Source organism: Streptomyces sp. NPDC051664 (genome assembly GCF_044453545.1).
GTDB lineage: Bacteria > Actinomycetota > Actinomycetes > Streptomycetales > Streptomycetaceae > Streptomyces.
Genome location: NZ_JBITCU010000002.1, coordinates 1 through 22,996, shown reverse-complemented (window position 1 = coordinate 22,996; position 22,996 = coordinate 1). Strand labels below are relative to the sequence as shown.

The 22,996-nt window shown below is 67.0% G+C and carries 16 protein-coding genes; 4 read left to right on the top strand and 12 right to left on the bottom strand.

Annotated features, from left to right (window positions below):
- Window positions 1-79: 79 nt before the first annotated feature.
- Entirely contained in the window at window positions 80-1,063 is a 984-nt protein-coding gene (locus tag ACIA8E_RS03390) for a hypothetical protein (RefSeq protein WP_399293876.1), read from the bottom strand.
- A gap of 394 nt (window positions 1,064-1,457) precedes the next feature.
- Here ACIA8E_RS03390 and ACIA8E_RS03385 point away from each other — a divergent pair, with 394 nt between their 5' ends.
- Both ACIA8E_RS03385 and ACIA8E_RS03380 read left to right on the top strand, forming a co-directional pair.
- Window positions 1,458-2,558 (top strand): LCP family protein, encoded by a 1,101-nt coding sequence (locus ACIA8E_RS03385; RefSeq protein ID WP_399293873.1) that lies wholly within the window; start codon window positions 1,458-1,460, stop codon window positions 2,556-2,558.
- Between the two features lie 38 nt (window positions 2,559-2,596).
- Window positions 2,597-3,004 (top strand): NTP pyrophosphohydrolase, encoded by a 408-nt coding sequence (locus ACIA8E_RS03380; RefSeq protein WP_376255874.1) that lies wholly within the window; start codon window positions 2,597-2,599, stop codon window positions 3,002-3,004.
- Between the two features lies 1 nt (window position 3,005).
- Here the strand turns inward: ACIA8E_RS03380 and ACIA8E_RS03375 are convergent, their stop codons facing one another.
- The 9 genes from ACIA8E_RS03375 to ngcE all read right to left on the bottom strand — a co-directional run bounded on the left by ACIA8E_RS03375 (window position 3,006) and on the right by ngcE (window position 15,056).
- Window positions 3,006-4,517 (bottom strand): amino acid permease, encoded by a 1,512-nt coding sequence (locus ACIA8E_RS03375; RefSeq protein WP_399293870.1) that lies wholly within the window; start codon window positions 4,515-4,517, stop codon window positions 3,006-3,008.
- Window positions 4,518-4,707: 190 nt separating this feature from the next.
- Complete coding sequence (gene dxs, locus ACIA8E_RS03370) at window positions 4,708-6,636, bottom strand: 1-deoxy-D-xylulose-5-phosphate synthase (RefSeq protein WP_399293868.1); 1,929 nt, start codon at window positions 6,634-6,636, stop codon at window positions 4,708-4,710.
- Between the two features lie 175 nt (window positions 6,637-6,811).
- Window positions 6,812-8,110, bottom strand: a complete 1,299-nt coding sequence (locus ACIA8E_RS03365) for a sugar ABC transporter permease (RefSeq protein ID WP_399293865.1) — start codon at window positions 8,108-8,110, stop codon at window positions 6,812-6,814.
- On the bottom strand, window positions 8,107-8,895 hold the full coding sequence (locus ACIA8E_RS03360; RefSeq protein WP_250967024.1) for an ATP-binding cassette domain-containing protein: 789 nt from the start codon (window positions 8,893-8,895) through the stop codon (window positions 8,107-8,109). The genes ACIA8E_RS03365 and ACIA8E_RS03360 overlap by 4 nt, the downstream gene beginning before the upstream one ends.
- 231 nt (window positions 8,896-9,126) lie before the next feature.
- A complete protein-coding gene (locus ACIA8E_RS03355) occupies window positions 9,127-10,194 on the bottom strand; it encodes a sugar ABC transporter substrate-binding protein (protein WP_399293863.1) in 1,068 nt (355 codons plus the stop codon).
- A 123-nt stretch (window positions 10,195-10,317) separates the two neighbouring features.
- A complete protein-coding gene (locus tag ACIA8E_RS03350) occupies window positions 10,318-11,517 on the bottom strand; it encodes an ROK family protein (protein ID WP_399293861.1) in 1,200 nt (399 codons plus the stop codon).
- Between the two features lie 199 nt (window positions 11,518-11,716).
- Window positions 11,717-12,634 (bottom strand): carbohydrate ABC transporter permease, encoded by a 918-nt coding sequence (locus ACIA8E_RS03345; RefSeq protein ID WP_399293858.1) that lies wholly within the window; start codon window positions 12,632-12,634, stop codon window positions 11,717-11,719.
- The gene (locus ACIA8E_RS03340; RefSeq protein ID WP_399293855.1) at window positions 12,634-13,557 is read right to left on the bottom strand and encodes a carbohydrate ABC transporter permease; all 924 of its coding nucleotides are present in this window, start codon (window positions 13,555-13,557) and stop codon (window positions 12,634-12,636) included. Before ACIA8E_RS03340 ends, ACIA8E_RS03345 begins: the two co-directional genes overlap by 1 nt.
- Window positions 13,558-13,607: 50 nt before the next feature.
- Complete coding sequence (gene ngcE / locus ACIA8E_RS03335; protein WP_030979341.1) at window positions 13,608-15,056, bottom strand: N-acetylglucosamine/diacetylchitobiose ABC transporter substrate-binding protein; 1,449 nt, start codon at window positions 15,054-15,056, stop codon at window positions 13,608-13,610.
- A 501-nt stretch (window positions 15,057-15,557) separates the two neighbouring features.
- On the opposite strand from ngcE, the gene ACIA8E_RS03330 reads away from it, so the two are divergent.
- Window positions 15,558-19,406, top strand: coding sequence for a GH92 family glycosyl hydrolase (locus ACIA8E_RS03330; protein ID WP_399293852.1), 3,849 nt, complete (start codon window positions 15,558-15,560; stop codon window positions 19,404-19,406).
- 148 nt (window positions 19,407-19,554) lie between these two features.
- Here ACIA8E_RS03330 and ACIA8E_RS03325 read toward each other — a convergent pair whose 3' ends face one another.
- On the bottom strand, window positions 19,555-20,202 hold the full coding sequence (locus tag ACIA8E_RS03325) for a histidine phosphatase family protein (RefSeq protein WP_399293849.1): 648 nt from the start codon (window positions 20,200-20,202) through the stop codon (window positions 19,555-19,557).
- A 247-nt stretch (window positions 20,203-20,449) separates the two neighbouring features.
- Between ACIA8E_RS03325 and ACIA8E_RS03320 the strand changes: the two genes are divergently transcribed.
- Window positions 20,450-21,427, top strand: coding sequence for a hypothetical protein (locus ACIA8E_RS03320; RefSeq protein WP_399293847.1), 978 nt, complete (start codon window positions 20,450-20,452; stop codon window positions 21,425-21,427).
- 76 nt (window positions 21,428-21,503) lie between these two features.
- On the opposite strand, the gene hemC is transcribed toward ACIA8E_RS03320, so the two are convergent.
- On the bottom strand, window positions 21,504-22,439 hold the full coding sequence (gene hemC, locus ACIA8E_RS03315; protein WP_399293844.1) for a hydroxymethylbilane synthase: 936 nt from the start codon (window positions 22,437-22,439) through the stop codon (window positions 21,504-21,506).
- Window positions 22,440-22,996 lie beyond the last annotated feature (557 nt).

Below are 22,996 nucleotides of genomic sequence, written 5' to 3'. Positions count from 1 at the left end.
GCCGTACAACCCTTACGGGGTGTCATGAATGCGCCGTAGATTGCCTACCGAGTGTGAAAGAGAGTCCGGTCGGCTCTTCTCAGAGGGTCTGCCACTCGGCGAGCGTGAGTCCCGGGCCGTCCGTCTGCCGGGCCACTCGGGGTTCCCCACTGTCGTCGATCACGGCCATGACCACCCTCCCGAAGGCGTCCTCAGCCAGCGCCGGCGAGCCCGAACAGGACATTCCGGTGTCCGACCACCACATGCCGTTGCTCTCGCCCTCGGTCACTCCCACACCGATCACCGCTGTGCCGTTCGCCCCCCGGTGAGCCAGCAAGGTGCAGTCGTAGCCGTCCACGAACGCACGCACGGTCGAATGGGGACCGTCGCCCGGAGCCCCACCGAGCGGCATCGGCCATCCTCCGGCCCGGTACGCCACCACACCGAGGCCTCCGGGATCGGTCCAGTAGTAGGTGGTCCGGTCGGGACCCGTCTCCAGACCGGCCGCCGTGCCGGGGCACACCGCGAACCGTGAGGGCTGCGCTTCGCCCCATGGCCCGCCGGGCTTCTGCTGGCTCCAGTGCGCGGTACCCAGCTGCGTCGACGCGAAGATCTCGACCCGGTCCGTCGAGAGAGCGACGATCGTCGGAGCGGACTCGATGCCACTGCCCCCGAGGTCCTCCCAGGCCCGCCACTTACCGTCGGGCTGTTCACGGCGGAGAGCGAGACCGCCATGAGCGTTCGGCAGACAGATGTGCACTACGCCCGACGGCGTCACCACGCCGACCGGCACCCCGATCCCACGGGACGATTCCGCGTCCTTGTGCGGGTTGCCGAGGGAGCGCCACTGCGAGACCGGGCGGCCCGTCTGGTACTGGATGGCGTACATGATGTCGGCCACCGCCGACTTGCCGGCAGCCCGCCGCTCGCGGCGGGCGATGAAATGCACATAGCCGTTGCTGTCCTGCACGAGAGACAGGTCGGTCAGATGCGGCGCCGCGAAGAACTCGGGACGAGTCCACCCTGGACCACCGGGGCGCTGTTCGGTCCATCGCTGCAGACCGCCCTCAGCCGAGGCGTACACCGTGAGCCGGCCATCCTTGCCCCGGGTGAGCCATGCGCCCCGAAGTACACGAGAGCCGATGGAAGCCCTTGAGGTCTCACGAGTGCCGTGCTCCAGCATGGGTCTACAGCCACCTTCCAGAACTGACATCCGACGACTCGCGCAGTATTTCGAATCTGCCACATCTTAAACCCCCGTATCCAAAGGCGTTCCAAAGCTGTGGCCTGTCACAACGAAGCCTCGCCGAGATCCGGAAGTCGCCGGTCCACCGCACACCGCTTCACGCCACTCGTACGCACATCCGATCGACTGTCTATAGTTCACAGTCACCAGGAAAAGACGGACCGGCTCCTCCCCCCACCCGAGTCCACCCCACCCAGCCCTTCCGGGCGACGAGACAAGGGACTCGAGCAGGATGAGCCACGACGCCATGCCCCCGGGCCCGCGCGCCTCCCGACGAACAGGAACTCCGCAGCAGGGCCGTAAGAAGGGCCGCAAGCGCCACCGCGGCCTCAAGATCACCCTCGGCATTGTGCTCGTGCTGCTGCTCGCCGCCGGCGGCACCCTCTACTGGATGTACAGCCAGCTCGACGGGAACATCAAGGGCGTCGACATCAACAAGGCGCTCGGGGACGACCGCCCGGAAAAGCTGCCCACCAGCGGTCAGAATCTGCTGGTGCTCGGCTCCGACTCACGGGCCGGTGCCGAGAACAAGGAGCTGGGGGGCGGCGGCAGCGTCAGCGGCGCCCGGTCCGACACCGCGATGGTGGTGCACATACCCGAGGGCCGGCAGAAGGCCGTCGCCGTGTCCATTCCGCGCGACACCCTCGTCACCCGGCCCGAGTGCACCAAGGCCGACGGTTCGACGACACCGTCCGCGAACCGCGTGATGTTCAACTCCGTCTACTCCCAGATCGGTCCGGCCTGTGTGGTCAAGACTGTCGAGAAGATGTCCGGGGTCCGGATCGACCACTACCTGGAGATCAACTTCGCCGGGTTCAAGGACCTGGTGGACGCCATCGGCGGGGTCACGGTCGATGTCCCGCAGGACATCCGCGACACGTCGTCCGGTCTCGACCTCACGGCAGGCCCGCACAAGCTCGACGGCACCCAGTCCCTCGCGTACGTCCGCACCCGGCACGGCATCGGCGACGGCAGCGACCTGGGCCGGATCGGGCTCCAGCAGCAGTTCCTCCTCGCGCTGCTGAGCGAGGTCAAGTCGCAGGATCTGCTGGGCAGCCCGACGAACTCCTACAAGATCGCCAACTCGGCCACCAAGTCGCTGACCACAGACTCCGGGCTCGCCTCGCTGAAGTCCCTCGCGGAGTTCGCCCGGTCGATGAACGGCGTGGACCCGAGCACGATGGAAACGATCATGCTTCCGGTCGCGTACGACAAACAGGACCCGAACCGGGTGGTGGCGGCCCAGCCGCAGGCCGGTGACCTCTGGAAGGCGATCCGCAAGGACGGCACGATCCCGGAGTCGGCGAAGAAGTCCCCCGCCACCGGCGGCTGACGGACCGTGCGGCGGCCGGTGCGTGACACCCTTTTGGGATGCTGACCGAACGGACCCTGGTGATCGTGGACGCGGCCAATGTGGTCGGGTCGGTGCCGGACGGCTGGTGGCGGGACCGGCTCGGGGCGGCCGAACGGCTGCGGGACTCCCTGGTCCCGTTCGCCGCGGCCGGACTGCCCGGGCATCCCGGCCCCGTCGAACTGGTGCTGGTCGTCGAGGGCGCGGCCCGTGGCATCGCATCGGTGCCGGGGGTACGGGTGGAGTCCGCGCCCGGCAGTGGGGACGACCGGATCGTCGACCTCGTCGCCGCCGAGGCGGCTCCGCCCGCGAACCGCGACTGTGTCGTGGTGACGGCCGACCGGGAGCTGCGGCGGCGGGTCGAGGCGTACGGGGCGCAGTGCGCAGGCCCCCGTGCCGTACGGCCGCTGCCGCCTCACAAGGACTGATCTACGGCCGGCCGACGGCGTCATTGATGCGGCTGTGCCGACGCCCGTACGAGAAGTAGATGATCGCCCCGACGGCCATCCAGATGGCGAACCGGAGCCATGTCTCCGCCGGCAGGTTGAGCATCAGCCACACCGAGGCGGCCACCGAGAGGACCGGGATCAGCGGCACCCACGGGGTGCGGAACGCGCGGTGCAGATCAGGACGGGTGCGGCGCAGCACGAGAACCCCCAGGGCGACCACCACGAACGCGAAGAGCGTGCCGATGTTCACCAGCGTCGCCAGCTCGTTGATGCTGGTGAAACCGGCCACGATCGCGATGATCACGCCGAGCAGGATGGTCGGGCGGTACGGGGTGCCGAACTTCGGGTGCGTCTTGGAGAAGAACCGCGGAAGCAGCCCGTCACGGCTCATCGCGAAGAACACCCGGGTCTGCCCCAGCAGCAGGATCATGCATACCGTCGTGAGGCCGACCGCGGCTCCGAAGCTGATGACGCCCGCGTAGAAGGGATGCCCGACGGCCTTGAAGGCGTCGGCCAGCGGGGCGCTCACGGACAGTTCGGTGTAGTGCTGCATGCCGGTGACCACCAGCGACACGGCGACGTAGAGCACCGTGCAGATGAAGAGCGAGGCGAGGATGCCCCGCGGCATGTCGCGCTGCGGGAGCTTGGTCTCCTCGGCGGCGGTGGCCACGACATCGAAGCCGATGAAGGCGAAGAAGACGATGGAGGCGGCGGTGAAGATGCCCAGGACGCCGAAGTTGGTCGGTTCGTAGCCGAACATCAGCTGGATCAGCGGCGCGTTCAGTCCTGAGCCGGACATCTGCGGCTCAGCCGGCGGGATGAAGGGTGAGTAGTTGGCGGCCTTGATGAAGAAGAGCCCCGCGATGATCACGATCAGGACGACGACCACCTTGATGGCGACCACAACAGTCGTGACCCGGGCGGAGAGCTTCATGCCGAGCACCAGGATTACGGTCAGGACGAGTACCAGGAGGAAGGCCAGGACGTCGAAGCCGAAGCCTGGCCCCGCATCCGGCCCGGCGAGCACGTCGGGCATGTCCCAGCCGACGTTGTCCATCAGCGAACGGACGTAGCCGGACCAGCCGACGGCCACCACCGCCGTGCCCAGGGCGAATTCCAGCACGAGGTCCCAACCGATGATCCAGGCGATCAGTTCACCAAGTGAGGCGTACGCGAAGGTGTACGCGGACCCGGCGACCGGAACGGTGGAGGCGAACTCGGCGTAACAGAGTGCGGCAAGGGCGCAGACGATGGCGGCGGCTACGAAGGCGAGTGCGGTGGCAGGCCCCGCCGATTCCTTCGCGACCTTGCCGGTGAGGACGAAGATGCCGGTGCCGATGATGACGCCCACTCCGAAGACCGTGAGGTCCAGCGCGGAGAGGGACTTCTTGAGAGCGTGCTCCGGCTCCTCGGTGTCACGGATGGACTGTTCCACCGTCTTGGTCCGGAACAGCCCGCCTTTGGTGGGTGGTGTGTCCTGCTGCGCAGTCACCGGCGTACCTCCACGCACTCGTCGTGAACGCCATGATTGGGACATCACCGGCGGCGCAGGGCTGCACGTCGAGCGATTTCACGCGAATGGGCCGGTCGGACCACTCGTACAGGGTGGTCCGACCGTCCCATTGGCCGTATCGCTCGTCGCTCGTTCGGACCCGTGCGGGCAAGGGTCCGTGTCGGGCAGGTCAGTCCCGGGCGGGCTCGATCACGGAGGGCGTGCCGGCGTCCCTGTCGTAGCGGCCGTCCAGCTTGGCGACAAGACCGGTGACCTGGCGGGCGATGTCCGGCGCAGTCAGCCCGATCTCCGCCATCACCTCCTTGCGGGAGGCGTGGTCGAGGAAGCGCGGCGGGATACCGAAGTCGCGCAGCGGTACGTCGACTCCTGCGTCGCGCAGCGCCTGGGCGACGGCGGAGCCGACACCGCCGGCCCGGCTGTTGTCCTCGACGGTGACGACGACACGGTGCTGTTCGGCGAGCGGGGCCATGGCCTCGTCGACCGGCTTGACCCAGCGCGGGTCGACGACCGTCGTCGTGATGCCCTGGGCGTCCAGCAGATCGGCGATCTCCAGGCACATCGGAGCCAGCGCGCCGACGGAGACCAGGAGGACGTCCGGGCGGGCGGTGTCGGCCCTGCGGAGCACGTCCATGCCACCGACCCTGCCGACGGCCTTGACGGACGGGCCGACCGCACCCTTGGAGAAGCGGACCACCGTCGGGGCGTCGTCGACCTCGACGGCCTCACGAAGCTGGGCACGGACCTGGTCGGCGTCGCGCGGGGCGGCGATCCGCAGGTCCGGCACGCACTGCAGGATCGACATGTCCCACATGCCGTTGTGCGAGGCGCCGTCGGTGCCGGTGATCCCCGCCCGGTCCAGGACGAACGTGACACCGCACTTGTGCAGGGCGACATCCATCAGGACCTGGTCGAAGGCCCGGTTGAGGAACGTGGCATACACCGCGAAGACGGGGTGCAGTCCGCCGGTGGCGAGACCCGCCGCGGAGACCGCGCCGTGCTGCTCGGCGATGCCGACGTCGTAGATCCGGTCCGGGAATTCCTTCTCGAACTGGCTGAGGCCGACCGGCTGGAGCATGGCCGCGGTGATCGCGACGATGTCCTTGCGCTCCTTGCCGAGCTTGACCATCTCCTCACCGAAGACCGAGGTCCAGTCGAGGCCGGAGGTGGCGACGGGGAGGCCGGTGTCGGGGTGGATCTTACCGACGGCGTGGAAGCGGTCGGCCTCGTCGAGGAGGGCGGGGGTGTAGCCGCGGCCCTTCTCGGTGAGGCAGTGCACGATGACCGGCCCGCCGAAACGCTTGGCCCGCTGCAGCGCGGATTCCAGGGCCTCGATGTCGTGGCCGTCGATCGGGCCGACGTACTTCAGGCCGAGGTCCTCGAACATGCCCTGCGGGGCGATGAAGTCCTTCAGCCCCTTCTTGGCGCCGTGCAGCGTCTCGTACAGCGGCTTCCCGACGACGGGGGTGCGCTCCAGGATGTCCTTGCCACGGGCCAGGAAGCGCTCGTAGCCGTCCGTGGTGCGCAGGGTGGCGAGGTGGTTGGCGAGGCCTCCGATGGTCGGGGCGTAGGAGCGCTCGTTGTCGTTGACGACGATGACGAGCGGGCGGTCCTTGGCGGCGGCGATGTTGTTCAGCGCCTCCCAGGCCATACCGCCGGTGAGAGCGCCGTCACCGATGACCGCGACGACATGGTCGTCCTTCTTCAGCACCTCGTTGGCCTTGGCGAGGCCGTCGGCCCAGCCGAGGACGGTGGAGGCGTGCGAGTTCTCGATGATGTCGTGGTCGGACTCCGCGCGCGAGGGGTAGCCGGACAGGCCGCCCTTGCTCTTGAGCTTCGAGAAGTCCTGGCGACCGGTGAGGAGCTTGTGTACGTAGCTCTGGTGGCCGGTGTCGAAGAGCACCTTGTCCTTCGGCGAATCGAAGACCCGGTGCAGGGCGATGGTCAGCTCGACCACACCCAGGTTGGGGCCGAGGTGGCCGCCGGTCTTGGAGACTGCGTCGACGAGGAAGGTCCGGATCTCCTCGGCGAGCTGTTCCAGCTGCTCAGGACTGAGCCGGTCCAGGTCGCGCGGTCCCCCGATGCGGGTCAGCAGGGCCACCCGTGCCTCCTTGCGTTTGAGCTCGTCGAGCGTGCCGATCCGCTGAGTCTAATGTTCCGTCCGGGACCGAGGTCATCGGGCGGTGTTTTCCGGTGCGGATCGGTGCGTGCGTACATACGAACACGCAGGTGCCCGGCACCACGAAGGGTGCCGGGCACAGGCGCGGGTACCGCGGTCAGGCGCGGCCCGCGGTCTTCTGGGTCTTGCGCGAGACCGAGTCGATGATCACGGCGATGAGGAGTACTCCACCGGTGATCATGTACTGGATCGCGTTCGACGACAGGTTCATCTGGTTGAGGCCCTGGACGATCGACTGGATGACCAGGATGCCCAGCAGCGCGGACCAGACCTTGCCGCGTCCGCCGAACAGGGACGTACCGCCGATGACGGCTGCGGCGATGCACATCATGAGCTGGTTGCCGCCACCGAGCGAACGGTCGGCGCCGCCGGTCGCGGAGGCCAGGAAGAGACCGCCGACCGCACCGAGCGTGCCGGAGATCATGAACACCGAGATGCGGATCCAGGACACGTTGATACCGGCACGACGCGCTGCCTCGATGCCACCGCCGACCGCGAAGATCTGACGGCCGTAGGGGGTGCGGCGCAGAACGAAGTCGGTGATGACCAGGATCGCGAGGAAGATCACCAGGGAGAGCGGGAGGCCCTGCTCCTGGTTGAACGCGTACGCGGCGAGGAGGCACAGGACGGCGATCAGCGCGGTGCGCACGATGATCTCGCTCTGCGGGCGGTGCGGCAGCTCTGCGGCCTTGCGGCGGCTCGAGTCGCGCAGCTGCGCGAGGTAGAAGGCGACGATCACGACCACGGCGAGACCGTAGGCGGCGGCGACGTCGGCGAAGTAGTAGCTGGTCAGGTCGCGGACGAAGCTGCCGAGCGGGGTGGTGATGGTGGACTTGTCGCCCATCACCCAGGTCTGCAGACCGGCCCAGCCCAGGAAGCCTGCCAGCGTCACGACGAACGCGGGCACGCCGATCTTGGCGAAGACGATGCCGTGGAAGGCGCCGATGACCGTGCCGGACAGGATGCCGACCACGATGGCGAGGGAGTCGGGCATGTCCGTGCCGAGCACGGCCCACACCGAACCCGCGAGACCCGCGACGGAACCGACCGCGAGGTCGATCTCGCCGAGCAGCAGTACGAAGACGATGCCCACGGCCATGATGCCGGGGCCCGCCGCGTACAGCGTGATCTGGTCGAGGTTGTACGAGGTGAGGAAGTTGCCGGTCTCGACCTGGAAGACGATCCCGATGACGATCAGGCCCACCACGACAGGCAGCGAGCCGATCTCGCCCGAGCGCACCTTGCGCTTGAACTCGGTCCAGTAGCCCTTGAAGCCCTGCTCACGGATGAGCAGGCGGGGGTCGACGACCTTTACTGCGCCGGCCGCTGCTACGGGAGCCTCGGTGGCCTTTGCCTGGGCCGGGACCTCGGCCGAAGTCTTGCTGATCTTGCTCACTTGGATGCCTCCGCGCTGCGGGACTTACGACGGGTCACGGCGTTGTCCGTGGCGCCCGTGATCGCGGCGATGATTTCTTCGTGGCTGGTCGTCGCCACAGGGAAGATGCCGTTGTTGTGGCCGAGTCGCAGCACGGCGACCTTGTCGGCGACAGCCTTCACATCGGCCATGTTGTGGCTGATGAGGATGACGCCGAGGTTCTGCTCGCGCAGCCGCTCCACCAGGTCGAGGACCTGTGCGGTCTGCTCGACGCCGAGGGCCGCGGTGGGCTCGTCCAGGATCACGATCTTGGGGTTGCCGACCAGGGCACGGGCGATGGCCACGACCTGGCGCTGGCCGCCGGAGAGCGCGGCAACCGGGATACGGACGCTGGGGATACGGATGGAGAGCGTGGACAGGAGGTCCTGTGCCCGCTTCTCCATGGCGACCTCGTCGAGGACGCCACCCTTCTTGATCTCGCGACCGAGGAAGAGGTTGGCGACGACATCCAGGTTGTCGCAGAGCGCAAGGTCCTGGTAGACGGTGGCGACGCCGAGGTTCTGGGCGTCGTGCGGACGGTTGATGTCCACCTTCTCGCCCTCCCACTCGATGACGCCCTCATCGATGGGGTGCACGCCGGCGATCGTCTTGACCAGCGTGGACTTTCCTGCACCGTTGTCGCCGACCAGGGCGACCACTTCTCCGGCGTGGACTTCGAGATCGACACCGGAGAGGACCTGGACCGCTCCGAATCGCTTGAAGACTCCACGCAACGCCAGCACGGGCGTCTGTGACACGTGAACCATCTCCTTCGCCGCCTGACCGGCGGGGATGTGCCGCCTGACCGGCGGAGACGCCGCGCCACGAGGGGCAGCGTCGATGTACTGGAAGTACTGGGGGAAGAATGTCCGGCACCCGGCCGGCAGCGGGGTGTGGGCCGGCCGGGGCCGGACAGTCATGGGGCGGGCGGACTCCGCCGTGCGGCGCGGATCAAACCCGTACGCGCCAGGGCCTGTTGGCCCTGGCGCGAGGAGGGACTACTTGATGCCCAGTGCGGTGCACTTGGCGGCGATGTCCTTGACGCAGATCGCGGAGGCCTGGTAGATGCCGTCCTTGACCACGGTGGACTCGATGTTGTCCTTGTTCACCACGGTCGGCTCGAGCAGCGTGGAGGGAACGCCGTCCGTCTTGCCCGAGGCGCCGATGTCCTTGCCCTGGAGCAGGTTGACAGCGAACTGGGCGGCCGTCGGGGCGAGCTGCTTCGGCGACTTGTAGATCGTGAAGGTCTGCGTACCGGCGATGATCCGCTGGATACCGGGGAGCTCGGCGTCCTGGCCACCCACCGGGATGTCCTTGATGCCGGCGTTGCTCAGGGACGTGATGATGCCGCCCGCCATGCCGTCGTTGGCGGAGTAGACCGCGTTGATCTTGCCCTTGCCGACCGAGGAGATCGCGGCGGTCATCTTCTCGCCGGCGATCTTCGGGTCCCACTCGCCGGACGCCTCGTAGGCAATCTTGACCTTGCCGTCGAGGGCCTCGTGAGCACCCTTCTTGAACAGGCCGGCGTTCGGGTCCTTCTCGTCACCGTTGATCATGACGAGGTTGGAGCCGGCCGCCTTGGAGCCGAGGGCGTCGAGGACGGCCTGGCCCTGGAGCTTGCCGATCTTCTCGTTGTCGTGGCTGACGTAGGCGTCGGCACCGACGATGGCGCGGTCGTACGCGACGACCTTGACGCCCTTCTTGTGTGCGTCGGCAACCCACGCGGCGGACTTCTCGGCGTCGACCGAGGAGATCGCGATGACCTTGATGCCGTCGGCTATCTGCTGCTCGAACTGCTGCTTCTGCTGGCCGACATCACCGGCCGCGTTGTTGTAGACAACCTCGCAGTCCGCGCAGTCCTTCTTGACCGCTTCGATGAACAGCGGCTTGTCCAGCGTCTCGTAGCGAGCGGTCTTGTTCTCCGGGAGCAGCAGACCGATCTTGGTCTTGCTGCCCGAGTCCGCCGAGCCCTTCTTGTCGTCGCCCGCCTTGCCACAGGCTGCGAGGGAGACCGCCATCGAAACTGCGGCCGTGCCTATGACGATGCGTCGCGTCATTGCGTTCATTGCGGGTGTGCCTCCCTGACGAGGCCGCAGCGTTGCGGCCGAGGTGGCTGGAAGTCAACTCGGCCGCGAAGCCGACGTCAAGGAGTAAATCCTTAACGAGATGACAACGGTGCCATTCGTTATCTAAGTGAAGGCAGGGGTCGTCGTCGGGAGAGTGCTCTCCAAAAGGGATGAATCCCCCATTTCACTCAGCACGAGGGCCAGCGCACCCAGTACCTCCGCCCGGGCTCCCAGCGCTCCGGGAAGCACCGAGAGCTGCCTTCCGGCACTGGGAATGGCGTAGCGCGACACCGAGTCGCGGATCGGCGCGAGCACCAGCTCGCCGGCCTCGGCGAGGGACCCGCCGAGGACCACTCGGCTCGGGTTGAGCAGGTTGCACAGGTTGGCGACACCGCTGCCGATGTGCCGTCCGACGTCCCCGATCACCCGGCGGCAGCCCGGATCGCCCTCCCGCGCCAGCTGGACCACGCGTTCCATCGTGAGATCGGGCCCGTGGCTCGGCTGGAGCAGGGGCAGGACGTACCGCGCGGCCGTGAAGGTCTCCAGGCAGCCCCGGTTGCCGCAGCGGCACACCGGGCCCGATTCGTCGAGCGTGATGTGCCCGATCTCGCCGGCCGTGCCGCCCGGCCCCCGGTAGATGTGCCCGTCGATCACCAGACCGGCGCCGACACCGCTCGCGACCTTGATGTACGCCAGGTCCTTGACGCCCCGGCCGCTACCCCAGACCAGCTCGCCCAGCGCCCCGAGGTTGGCGTCGTTGTCGACGTACACCGGCACGCCGAGCCGCGCGGCGAGCTCCTCGCTCGGGTTGATGCCCGTCCAGCCCGGCAGGATCGATGTGGAGCCCAGCGTGCCGGACTCCACATCGATCGGGCCGGGAACGCCGAGGCCCACGCCGATCACCTTGCCCGGGCTGATCCCGGTCGACTCGATCAGCCGCTTGACCAGCTGTTCCGCCCGTCCGAAGCCCTGCGCCGACGAGGCGTCGACGTCCAGCGGCTCGGACTCCTCGGCGAGCACCTGGTGGGCGAGGTTGCCGACCGCCACCCGCAGATGCGTATGGCCGAAGTCGACTCCGATCACGATGCCCGCGTCACCGCTGAGCGAGACGCTGCGGGCCCGGCGGCCGCCCGCCGAGGTGGGGGTCACCTCTACGGTGCCGCCGTCCTTCAGTTCGCGAACGATATTGGAGACCGTTGCCGCGGAGAGGCCCGTGCTTCTGGCGATCTCCGCCTGGGTGAGCGAACCCGCCATACGCACGGCACGCACGACCCGCTCAAGGTTGGCGCGATGCAGAGATGTCTGCGACCCCGGAGTCTCCATCGACTCTCTCACTCCTGCCAGTTTCTCCAACATGTGAACTCTAAGCTGAACGTTTTGGGGCACTCCCCGTCAAGACCTTGAGCAGTGGGAGCCTCGGATGAGCGGGCTGCCCCGGACGGGACGAACGCGGAAAACAGACGAAACCGCCCGCCGGCACAGGGCCGGCGGGCGGTTTCGTCTGTGTACGAGGGCGGGGCCGCTACTTCACCGCTCCCGCGGTCAGGCCCGCGACAACCTGACGCTGGAAGACGATGTAGGCCGCAAGGACCGGCAGCATCGCCATCACCAGACCGGCGAAGAGACCGGACCAGTCACCCTTGTACCCCTGGCTGTTGGCCAGTTCGACCAACCCCTGGGAGAGCACCCGGTATTTCGGGTCGGTGTTGAGCACCGTGGGCAGCATGTACTGGTTCCACTGTCCGAGGAAGTTGAAGATACCGACGCTGATCAGGCCGGGCTTCGCCATCGGCAGCATCACCTGGAAGAACGTCCGGGTGTGCGAGGCCCCGTCGATCATCGCCGCTTCCGCCACCGAGCTCGGCAGCGTCCGGAAGAACGAGGTGAGGAAGAAGACGGTGAACGGCAGCGAATACGCGATGTAGACCAAGATCAGTCCGTGTCGCGTGTTCAGGAGGCCCATGTTGTTCATCACGAAGAACAGCGGGACCAGCGCCAGGATGATCGGGAAGCTCATGCCGCCGATGAACAGGTAGTACAGGAAGCGGTTCCCGGGGAAGTCGAACCGGGCCAGTACGTACGCCGCCATGGAACCGAGCAGCAGCGTGCCGATGAGCGAACCGCCCACCACGACGACCGTGTTGAAGAAGTATTCGCTCATGTGCGCCTGGCTCCAGGCGCGCGACCAGTTCTCGAAGTGAAGCTTGTCGGGCAGCGCCCACGGCGTCGACAGGATCGAGTCGTCCGTCTTGAAGGACGCCATCACCGCCCAGAGCAGCGGCATGACGACCAGGATCGCCCAGATGATCAGCACACCATGCGAGAAGACGTTGAGGACGGTGCCCTCGCTGCTCGTCTCCTTCTTGCCGCCGGGCACGGTCACCTTGGACACGGGCACGCGGTCCGCCGCAGGCGCGGGAGGGGTATCAGTGGTCTTCATCAGAACTCCAGCCGCTCGCGCCGGCCCAGTCGCATCACGATGGCGGCGAAGACCATGGTGACAATGAGCAGTCCGACACCGATCGTTGTTGCGTATCCTGCCTGGCCGTCACGGAAAGCGGTCTGGTACACGTACAGGGGCAGGACCGTGGTCGAGTAGTCGGGACCACCGGGACCCACGGTCATGACCTGTACGGCAGTGAACGCCTCCACGCCGAGCGCCAGGATTCCCATGTAGACCCAGCCCGACTGCACCGTGTCCCAGAGCAGCGGCAGGGTGATCCGGAAGAACGTCGTGAAACGGTTGGCCCCGTCGAGGAGCGCCGCCTCGTAGAAGTCCTTCGGAATGGACGCCATTCCGGCGGAGAACAGCACGACGAAGAATCCGACCGTCGACCAGATCAGTACCGACATGACGCAGACGAGCGCGAGACTCGGATCCCCCAGCCAGTCCGGCTGGATGGAGCCGAGACCGATCCCCTTCAGCGTCGCATTCAGCATCCCGTCGCGGGGGTTGAAAGCAAACTGGAAGAGCAGGGCGACAATGACGATCGAGAGCACCTGAGGGAAGAAATAGGCGATCTTGTAGAAGCCCGAGCCCCGCACGCCGGCGACCGTGGCGTTCTTGCGCCGCCGGCCGCCGACATTGAGCATGAAGGCGAAGAAAAGCGCCAGACCCAGCGTCACCAGCGGCAGCAGCAGCACAAGCAACACGCTGTGCTGCAAGGACTTCCAGAAGATGTCGTCCTTCAGCATCCTGGTGTAGTTGTCGAACCCGACCATCTTGAAGTCCGGGCTCAGACCCGTCCAGTCCGTGAACGAGTAGTAGATGGACTGGATGAACGGCCAAATGACGAAGACCGCGTACAACGCCAGTGGGGCGATCAAGAACCCCACAATGAAGCGGTACTTGCCGTGCTGCATCGTTTACCGACCCCGATCTTTCCGCGGGTGCCGCCGCTGGTGACGGTTGCTCACTGGTGCTTGTAGTGCTTGATGGACTGGTCCTTGGCCGCCGCGTCCGCGAAGGCCTGGATCTTCTTGATGGCCTCCGCCGGGGTCGCGCGGCCCGCCATCATCTCGCCGATGCCGGCGACACCGATCTGCTCCTTCTGGAGCTTGACGTACCAGTCCTGCAGACGCGGGTTCACCACGTTGTCGCCGGCCTTCTTCAGCGCGTCGACGCCGGCCTGCATGGCCGTGGACAGGGTCAGGCCGTCAGTGCCACCGTTGAAGGCGCTCAGGGACTTGACCTGCTTGGTGAAGTTCTTCGAGGACTCCTCGGAGAGCATGATGCGCAGCTGCTCCATGCCGCCCTCGGGGTTCTTCGCCTTGGCCGGGACGACGAAGGGCTCTCCGCCGGAGGCCCAGATGGTGCCGAACGGCATCTTGTCGGACGAGTCCAGGCTGGACGGCGCCGAGACCATCATCTTGAAGTCCTTGGGCGTGGTGGGCGCCGCCTCGTTCTCCACCCACGAACCGTTCGGGATGAAGAGCGCCTTGCCCTTGGTCCACTCGGTCTGCGACTGAATGTGGGTCAGACCCGGGGTGCCCTTGAGGATGTACCCCTTCTTGTACAGCTCGTAGTACGCCTCGAACGCCGCCTTGACCGCAGGGTCCTTCCAGGCGTTCGGCTCCAGGTTGTCGATCTTGTCGAGAACCTCCCGGCCGCCGATCTTGGCGATGAACGGGTAGAGCGAGAACGGCAGGTAGTAGGGGTACTTACCGGCGTAGGTCCAGCCGGCGATGCCCTTCTTCTTCGCCTTCTCGCAGAGGGCGAGCATGTCGTCCCAGTTCTCGGGGTACTGCGCGTCGAGGTTGTCGAGCGCGGTCTGCGAGTACCAGACGCCGTAGACCGTGTACGCGTAGTACATGATCCATACCGGGTCGCCGTCGAACTGGCCCATCTCCAGGACACCGGGGCGCAGCGTGTCGCGGACCTTCTTGCTCGGGTCGTCGATGGACGGGGCGTCCATCAGCGGCGTCAGGTCGAGCAGCTGCTTCTTGCCGACGAGGACACCCATGTCCATCTGCTCGGCGCCCGAGTTGTCGATCAGGTCCGGCGGGGTGCCGCCGTTGAAGCGCGGCTGCAGCTGCGACTGGATCTTCTGGGTCGCGGTGTGCTTGACCTTCGGGGCCTTCGGGAAGGCCGCGTTGTACTTCTTCTCCGCGTCGATCGCGTACTGCTGACCGAAACCGCCATCGAAGATGACGACATCGAGGGCAGCGGTCTCGTTGACGCCGAGCGGGTTCTTGGCGCTCGTCTTGCCCTTCTTGACCGAGTCGTCAGTGCCGCTGTCGCTACTCGCACACGCCGACAGGAAGCTCATTGTCGGAACGGTGATCAGACCGAGTGCGGCAGACCGCTTGATCACGTCGCGACGGCCAAGGCCCTCATTCTTGTGGGCGGAGGTGGATCCCATGCTCAAGTCCTCGCCTTCTCCAGGACTCAGGCGGTGTGTACCGGTCGCCCGTCGAAATTCGCCTCAGGCGAAGGGCCCCGCCACCGCGGTCAGTTGCGCTTGGGTCGTGCTGATTTGCAGGCTAGCCAGATGCAGTGGGGGATTCCGGAGATCGAACCGATGGATGCAGCGATGGCGCCCCCCGGCCGTTCCCCCCGGCCCCCCTTGTCCGCGTCCGCGTAGAAACGGCGGTGCAGACGCCGACAGGTATAGTCCACTTGCAGCCAACTGAGCAAGATCGAATGCAGGTTTGAGCGGCAGTCTTTCCCGAGTTGAGACCTCGCGGATACATGGGCCCCGCGCGCCCTCGTCCGGGTGTAACGATTTCCGCAATACGGTCGATTCACCCGTGCGTCCCCGTCCAACACCCTTGACACATCACGCCACTTGCCTCCCTACTGGATCCTGCACATCGCCCTGACAACGTTGTCCAGTGTGCTTCCTCGGGAGGAATGGCTCGGCATGCAGCCCCGACATGGTTCTCGTAAGAGACAAAACCGTACGGCCGCACTCATCGCGGCTTCACTGGTCCTGGTGGTGACCGCCCCCACCACGGCCGCCGCACAGTCGGCGAGTTTTGCCGAAAAGGGTGAAAAGCCCACGGGCGACCAGACATTCAGCTCATCGTTCGAAGCGAACGAAAAGCAGCCGGACTGGCGCAATACCGTGGAAGAGGGTCCGGACGGGAAGAAGCGGGCATCGGGTATCGACGGCGGCTTCTCCGCCGGAATACCGGGCAATGTCACCGACAAGGTCACGGATCTGCGCGCCAGCGGCGAGAACACCGGCGGCGGCGAAGTGAAGGAGAACCTCGTCGACGGGGAGTCCTCCTCGAAGTGGCTGACCTTCGAGCCCACCGGGTGGATCGAGTTCGATCTCGACGAACCGGTCAAGGTCCTGACATACGCGCTCACTTCGGCCAATGACCACGACGAGCGCGACCCGAAGGACTGGACTCTTCAGGGCTCCGCCGACGGCAAGACCTGGAAGGACCTCGACTCCCGGACCGACCAGTCCTTCTCCGAGCGCTTCCAGACGAAGTCGTACGACTTCTCGAACGACACGGCTTACCAGCACTACCGCCTGGACGTCACCAAGAACAACGGCGCCTCGGACGCGCTCCAGCTCGCCGACGTCCAGTTCTCCGACGGCAACACCAGCACCCCCGCCCCCGACGAGATGCGCAGCCAGATCGACCGCGGCCCCTCCGGCTCGCCCACGGCCAAGGCCGGCGCGGGCTTCACCGGAAAGAAGGCCCTGCGGTACGCGGGCACGCACAAGCCGGACGGCCGCGCGTACTCGTACAACAAGATCTTCGACGTCGACACGGCCGTCACCCGGGACACCGAGCTCTCCTACCTCCTCTACCCGCAGATGGGCGAGACGGACCTCTCGTACCCCGCCACCCATGTCTCGGTCGATCTGGCCTTCACCGACGGTACGTATCTGAGCGATCTAGGCGCCACCGACAGCCATGGCGGTCTGCTGACCCCGCAGGGCCAGGCCGACGCCAAGCGGCTGTACGTCAACCAGTGGAACAAGGTCGCCTCGCGCATCGGTACGGTCGCGGCAGGAAAGACCGTCGACCGGATCCTGGTGGCGTACGACTCCCCCAAGGGCCCGGCGAAGTTCCAGGGCTGGATCGACGACATCAAGCTCGCCCCGAAGGCTGCCGAGAAGCGCCGGGCGCACCTGTCCGACTACGCGTCGACGGTCCGCGGCACCAACTCCAGCGGCGGTTTCTCGCGGGGCAACAACTTCCCCGCCACCGCGGTCCCGAACGGCTTCAACTTCTGGACGCCGGTCACCAACGCCGGCTCGACGAGCTGGCTGTACGACTACCAGCGCGCCAACAACGACGACAACCTGCCTACGCTCCAGGCGTTCAGCGCGAGCCATGAGCCGAGCCCCTGGATGGGCGACCGGCAGACGTTCCAGCTGATGCCGTCGGTGGCCAAGGACGAGCCGGACGCCTCCCGCACGGCGCGTGCGCTGCCGTTCAAGCACGAGAACGAGACGGCGAAGCCGCACTACTACGGTGTGACGTTCGAGAACGGCCTCAAGGCCGAGATGACGCCGACCGACCATGCGGCGCGGATGCGGTTCACCTACCCCGGTGACGACGCGTCCGTCGTCTTCGACAACATCTCGAACGACGGCGGGCTCACCCTCGACCCGGGGACCAGCTCCTTCACCGGTTTCTCCGACGTGAAGAGCGGCCTCTCCACCGGCGCCACCCGGCTCTTCGTCTACGGCGTCTTCGACGCCCCGGTCACCGCGAGCGGCAAGCTCAAGGGCGGCGGCGGTGACGATGTCACGGGCTACCTCCGCTTCGACGCCGGCAAGGACCGTACGGTCAACCTCCGCCTGGCCACGTCGCTGATCAGCATCGACCAGGCGAAGCAGAACCTCGCTGCGGAGATCCCCGCCACCCGCTCCTTCGGCCGCGTCGAGGACCAGGCGCAGCACGCCTGGGACGACATCCTGGGCAAGGTGGAGGTCGAGGGCGCGGACGCCGACCAGCTGACGACGCTCTACTCCAGCCTGTACCGCCTGTACCTCTACCCGAACTCGGGCTTCGAGCAGGTCGGTGGCAAGGACCGGTACGCCAGCCCGTTCTCGCCGCAGATCGGCTCCGACACCCCCACCCACACGGGTGCGAAGATCGTCGACGGCAAGGTGTACGTCAACAACGGCTTCTGGGACACGTACCGGACGACCTGGCCCGCGTACTCCTTCCTCACGCCGAAGAAGGCCGGCGAGATGGTCGACGGCTTCGTCCAGCAGTACAAGGACGGCGGCTGGATCTCGCGCTGGTCCTCCCCCGGCTATGCCGACCTGATGACCGGCACCTCGTCGGACGTCGCGTTCGCGGACGCCTATGTCAAGGGCGTGAAGTTCGACGGCGAGGCGGCCTACGAGGCGGCCCTGAAGAACGCCACGGTGGTGCCGCCGATGTCCGGCGTCGGCCGGAAGGGGATGGAGACATCCCCGTTCGCGGGTTACGCGAACACGTCGACGCACGAGGGTCTGTCCTGGTCGCTGGAGGGCTACCTCAACGACTACGGCCTCGCGCAGATGGGCCAGGCGCTCTACAAGAAGACGAAGAAGGAGCGGTACAAGGAGGAGTCGGAGTACTTCCTGAACCGGGCCCGCAACTATGTCGAGCTGTTCGACTCCAAGGCCGGCTTCTTCCAGGGCAAGGACGCCAAGGGTGACTGGCGGGTCGCCTCCGACAAGTACGACCCGCGGATCTGGGGCTACGACTACACGGAGACGAACGGCTGGGGCTACGCGTTCACGGCCCCGCAGGACAGCCGCGGTCTGGCGAACCTGTACGGCGGCCGCGACGGCCTGGCCAAGAAGCTCGACACGTACTTCTCCACTCCCGAGACGGCGGGCCCGGAGTTCGTCGGCTCCTACGGCGGTGTCATCCACGAGATGACGGAGGCGCGTGACGTGCGGATGGGCATGTACGGCCACAGCAACCAGGTCGCGCACCACGTCACGTACATGTACGACGCGGCGTCTCAGCCCTGGAAGACCCAGGAGAAGGTCCGCGAGGTCCTCGGCCGTCTCTACACGGGCAGCGAGATCGGCCAGGGGTACCACGGCGACGAGGACAACGGCGAGCAGTCGGCCTGGTACCTCTTCTCCTCGCTCGGCTTCTACCCGCTGGTGATGGGCAGTGGCGAGTACGCGATCGGCTCGCCGCTCTTCACGAAGACGACCGTCCACCTGGAGAACGGCCACGACCTGGTGGTCAAGGCGCCGAAGAACAGCGCGAAGAACATCTATGTGCAGGGCCTGAAGGTCAACGGCAAGAAGTGGACGTCCACGTCGCTGCCGCACGACCTGCTCGCCAAGGGCGGTGTCCTGGAGTTCGACATGGGCGCCAAGCCGTCGGCGTGGGGCACGGGCAAGGACGCGGCGCCGACGTCGATCACCAAGGACGACCAGGTGCCGTCGCCGAAGAAGGACGTGCTGAAGGGCGAGGGCGCCCTGTACGACAACACGTCGGCCACGACGGCGACGGTGAACGGCCCGGTGGAGCTGCCGGTGCCCGCATCGACGAAGGCGGTCCAGTACACGCTGACATCGGGCGCGGCGGCGCAGGCCCCGAAGGGCTGGGTCCTGCAGGGCTCGTCGGACGGCACGACCTGGAAGGACCTCGACAAGCGATCGGCGCAGTCGTTCGCGTGGGACAAGCAGACGCGGGTGTTCTCGGTGAGCAGGACGGGAACGTACGAGCACTACCGCCTCGTGCCCGAGGGTGAAGGGACGCTGGCGGAGGTGGAGCTGATCTCCTGACCTCTGAGCTCCTGTGAACGGCCGGTACCTCGGGCGAGGTACCGGCCGTTCATTCATTCCACGGTGCGGACGGACTCGTTCGCGGCGTGGCGTTCGCGACCGCGCCCCTGCGGCATCGCCGCCAGGAGCGGCGCGCACCGGCCCCGTCTCACTCCGGCGACTGCGCCGGCTCCGGCGCTGCCGCGCGGAAGAGACTCTCGGGAAGGGCCACATTCCAGGCGGTGATGACCGGCTTCCCGTGCTCGGTGCCGAGGCGGGAGACGGCCCCTGTGGCGAGCTGGAACAGTGTGCCGCCGGACGGCGTCAGCCCGAGATAGCGAGCGGTGAACACGCGAAGGAAGTGGGAGTGCGCGACGAGGGCGATGTCCGCGTCCCCCAGTGATTCGGCCGCCGCCCGGATCTCGGTGAGCATCCGGTCGGCCCGCTCCCCCACCTGAGCCGGCGTCTCCCCGGGATGCGCCTCCGGGCCCGGGGCGACCCCGTCGGTCCACAGGTTCCAGGACGGCCGGGTGCGGTGGATCTCGACGGTGGTCACGCCCTCATAGCCGCCGTAGTCCCATTCACGCAGGTCAGGGGTGATACGGGGCGAGGCAAGCCCGGCAAGTTCTGCTGTGCGCCGGGCCCGCAGGGCCGGGCTGACCAGGGTGAGCCCGATCTTCCGGTCGGCGATCAGCGGCACGAGAGCACGGGCCTGCCGCTCACCGAGGGCGGTCAGTGGCAGATCGGTATGGCTCGTGTGCCGCCCGGACCGGGACCACTCGGTCTCGCCGTGCCGGATCAGAATCAACTCGCCCATGGGTGCCGTCCGCTCTCTGTTCTCCGCGCCGTTCGCGCCGCCTGCTGCGTAGCTTCGAAACTCGCTGATCCACGGTCGCATTCCAGACCGTCCACGCAGGGGTGGCCGGCAGGTCGTTTCGCAGCGCGGCGGCCCCGTATCCCGCCGTGCGCCGATTACGTGATCATCACGTATTGATGGGGCGTCTTGTGCTGGAGGGGCATGGCTCGTGAGATGTCTACGACAGTGGACGAGAGTAGGGCGGGGCATGCCGGATCCGGTGGACTATGTTGCGCGGCTGCGCGCGGAGCGCGAGGACGCGGGCCGGGAGGAGACGTTGCGGAGGGACCGGTCCCGGCGCCGGCTCAAGCGGGGGCTGGTGGGAGGCACGGCGGCCGCAGCGCTGGTGGGTTTCGCGGTATGGCTGGTCAGCAGCACGTCCGGAGAGCGGCCTGCCGACGAGCCATTCGCCGCCGGCACGAGGCCTGAGAGCTTGTGGCCCGACGCGTGGCCGGCAACGACCAATCTGCCGTTTCGGGGTTCGCACGCCGCCGACTGGGCGACCGATGACAGCGGTATCCAGGTGCCGGATGTCAAAGCCGTGAACGGGATACCGGAGGAGCGGGTTTTCGACGCGCTGAATCGGACCAAGGATTTCTTGATCGCGGCCAATCTGGATCAGGCCGTGCTCCATGGCGGATGGCCCACCAAGGCCCTGAAAATGCTTGACGCGCAGGACTCCGCCCGCGCCCGGCTGATCCGCCATCTGCGCGAACCGGGTGCACAGGGCGGTGATCCCACCGAGATGTTCACCCGCTTCGACCCGGCAGAACTCCGTGTGGTCGAGGACGGCGTCAGGGTGCACGGCCGAATGACCTTCGAGGCAGGCAACGAGCCGGGTCGGTTGCGTGTACGAGCCGACTACACCTTCGTGTACGCGGTGGGACGTGCGGCCCCGGGCGCCGAGCCGGGGCCGTGGGGGGGCACGGAGGAGGTGGCGCGCGCAGTTGTGCGGCGGCAACTGGTCCTGGACCTCGACGAGCGAGCGGCACCCGGAAAACTCGTTCCGCTCGAGTACCGGCGACTGCTCGGCAACCATGACTGCCGCACGACCGACGGCTTCGTCCACCCGTACTTCTCCAGGGAGGCGGCGCGGGCAGACCGGCCGTGGCCTGTCGTCGACCCGTACGACTCGGGCAAGGACATCGCCGACGACCGGGTCTGCATCGTGCCCTCGCGGACCTGATCAAACTGCCCCTCGGTCCGGCGCGGGGCCAGGGCGGGCCGGCGCTCAGGGGCACCGGCCGGTGCGCCGGCCCGGGTCAGTGCGGGATTCCGTCGATGAGTTCGCGGGCGCCCTGGCGCAGGAGGGCGACGGCGACGGACGTGCCGAGCGTGGCCGGGTCGAGGCGGCCCGCCCACTCGTGGGCGTTGAGGATCACCTTCCCGTCGGGCGTGAACACCTTCGCCCGTAGCGACAGTTCGCCGCTGCCCTCGGTACGGGCGTATCCGGCGATGGGGCTGTTGCAGTGGCCCTGCAGCACGTGCAGGAACATGCGCTCGGCGGTGGCCTCGCGATGGGTGGCGGGGTGGCCGAGGCCGCTGATCGCGTCGATCAGTTCCCTGTCGCCCTCACGGCACTGGAGGGCAAGGATCCCGGCTCCGATCGGCGGGCACATCACCTCGACCGAGAGGACTTCGGTGATCACATCCGTGCGGTCGATGCGTTCCAGTCCGGAGACGGCCAGAAGCAGCGCGTCCGCTTCTCCTGCGGCGAGCTTGTCCAGTCGGCGGTTGGCGTTGCCACGCATCGGCACGCACTGGAGCTGCGGGTGCGAGGCGGCGAGCTGGGCCCTGCGCCGTACGGAGGAGGTGCCGATCCTGGCTCCGTCGGGGAGCTGGTCGAGGGTGAGACCTCCGGGGTGTACGAGGGCGTCGCGGATGTCGTCCCGTTGGAGGAAGGCCGCGAAGGTGGTTCCGGCGGGCAGCGGCCGGTCGGCCGGGATGTCCTTGACGCAGTGCACTGCGAGGTCCGCCTGGCCCGAGAGGAGGGCGGCGTCGACCTCCTTGGTGAACGCGCCCTTCCCTTCGACCTGGGCGAGATCACCCATCCACTTGTCACCGGTGGTCTTGACGGCCACGACCTCGGTGGCGGTGCCGGGATGGAGGGCGGCCAGCTCGGCACGAACGCGCTCCACCTGGGCGAGAGCCATGGGCGAGTCGCGGGACACGATGCGAATGAGTTCAGGGGCGGACATGACGCCCACGATAGACCGTCCGCTGCAGGTTCCCGGGCGCACTGCGCGTACCCATGTCGTAGCAGTGTCAAGCCAGTTGGAGCACTCGGGCAGGTGTGCGACCCGCTTCGGTGGCGACGTGGCGCACCGTCCCGCGTCCACCGGAAGCCTCCGCTGGACGTCACGAGCCCCGCAGTGGTTCCAGGAGGCCTCGTCGCCCGTGCATCTCGATTTTGATCGTACGCAAAACAAATCTGGCGGAATTATCAAGACATGAGCGGAGTCGTTCGCCGGTATGCCCCATTTGGGCGCCGTCAGGAGAAGAACGAAGCCGTCACGTTGCCCCTATGTGACTGATGTGTCACGGAGACGGGCTGGCGACAAGCGCCGCGATGCAGTATTAGTACTGTCAGTAAACAAATCGGTCGGTCGGCGGTGCAGCCGTCCGGGCCCTCGTCGACAAGAGGCAGATTCATGTCGGACCGCTTCACCCCCACCTCCGCGGACAAGTTCACCTTCGGTCTCTGGACCGTCGGCTGGCGCGGCAACGACCCCTTCGGTGACGCCACCCGTCCCGC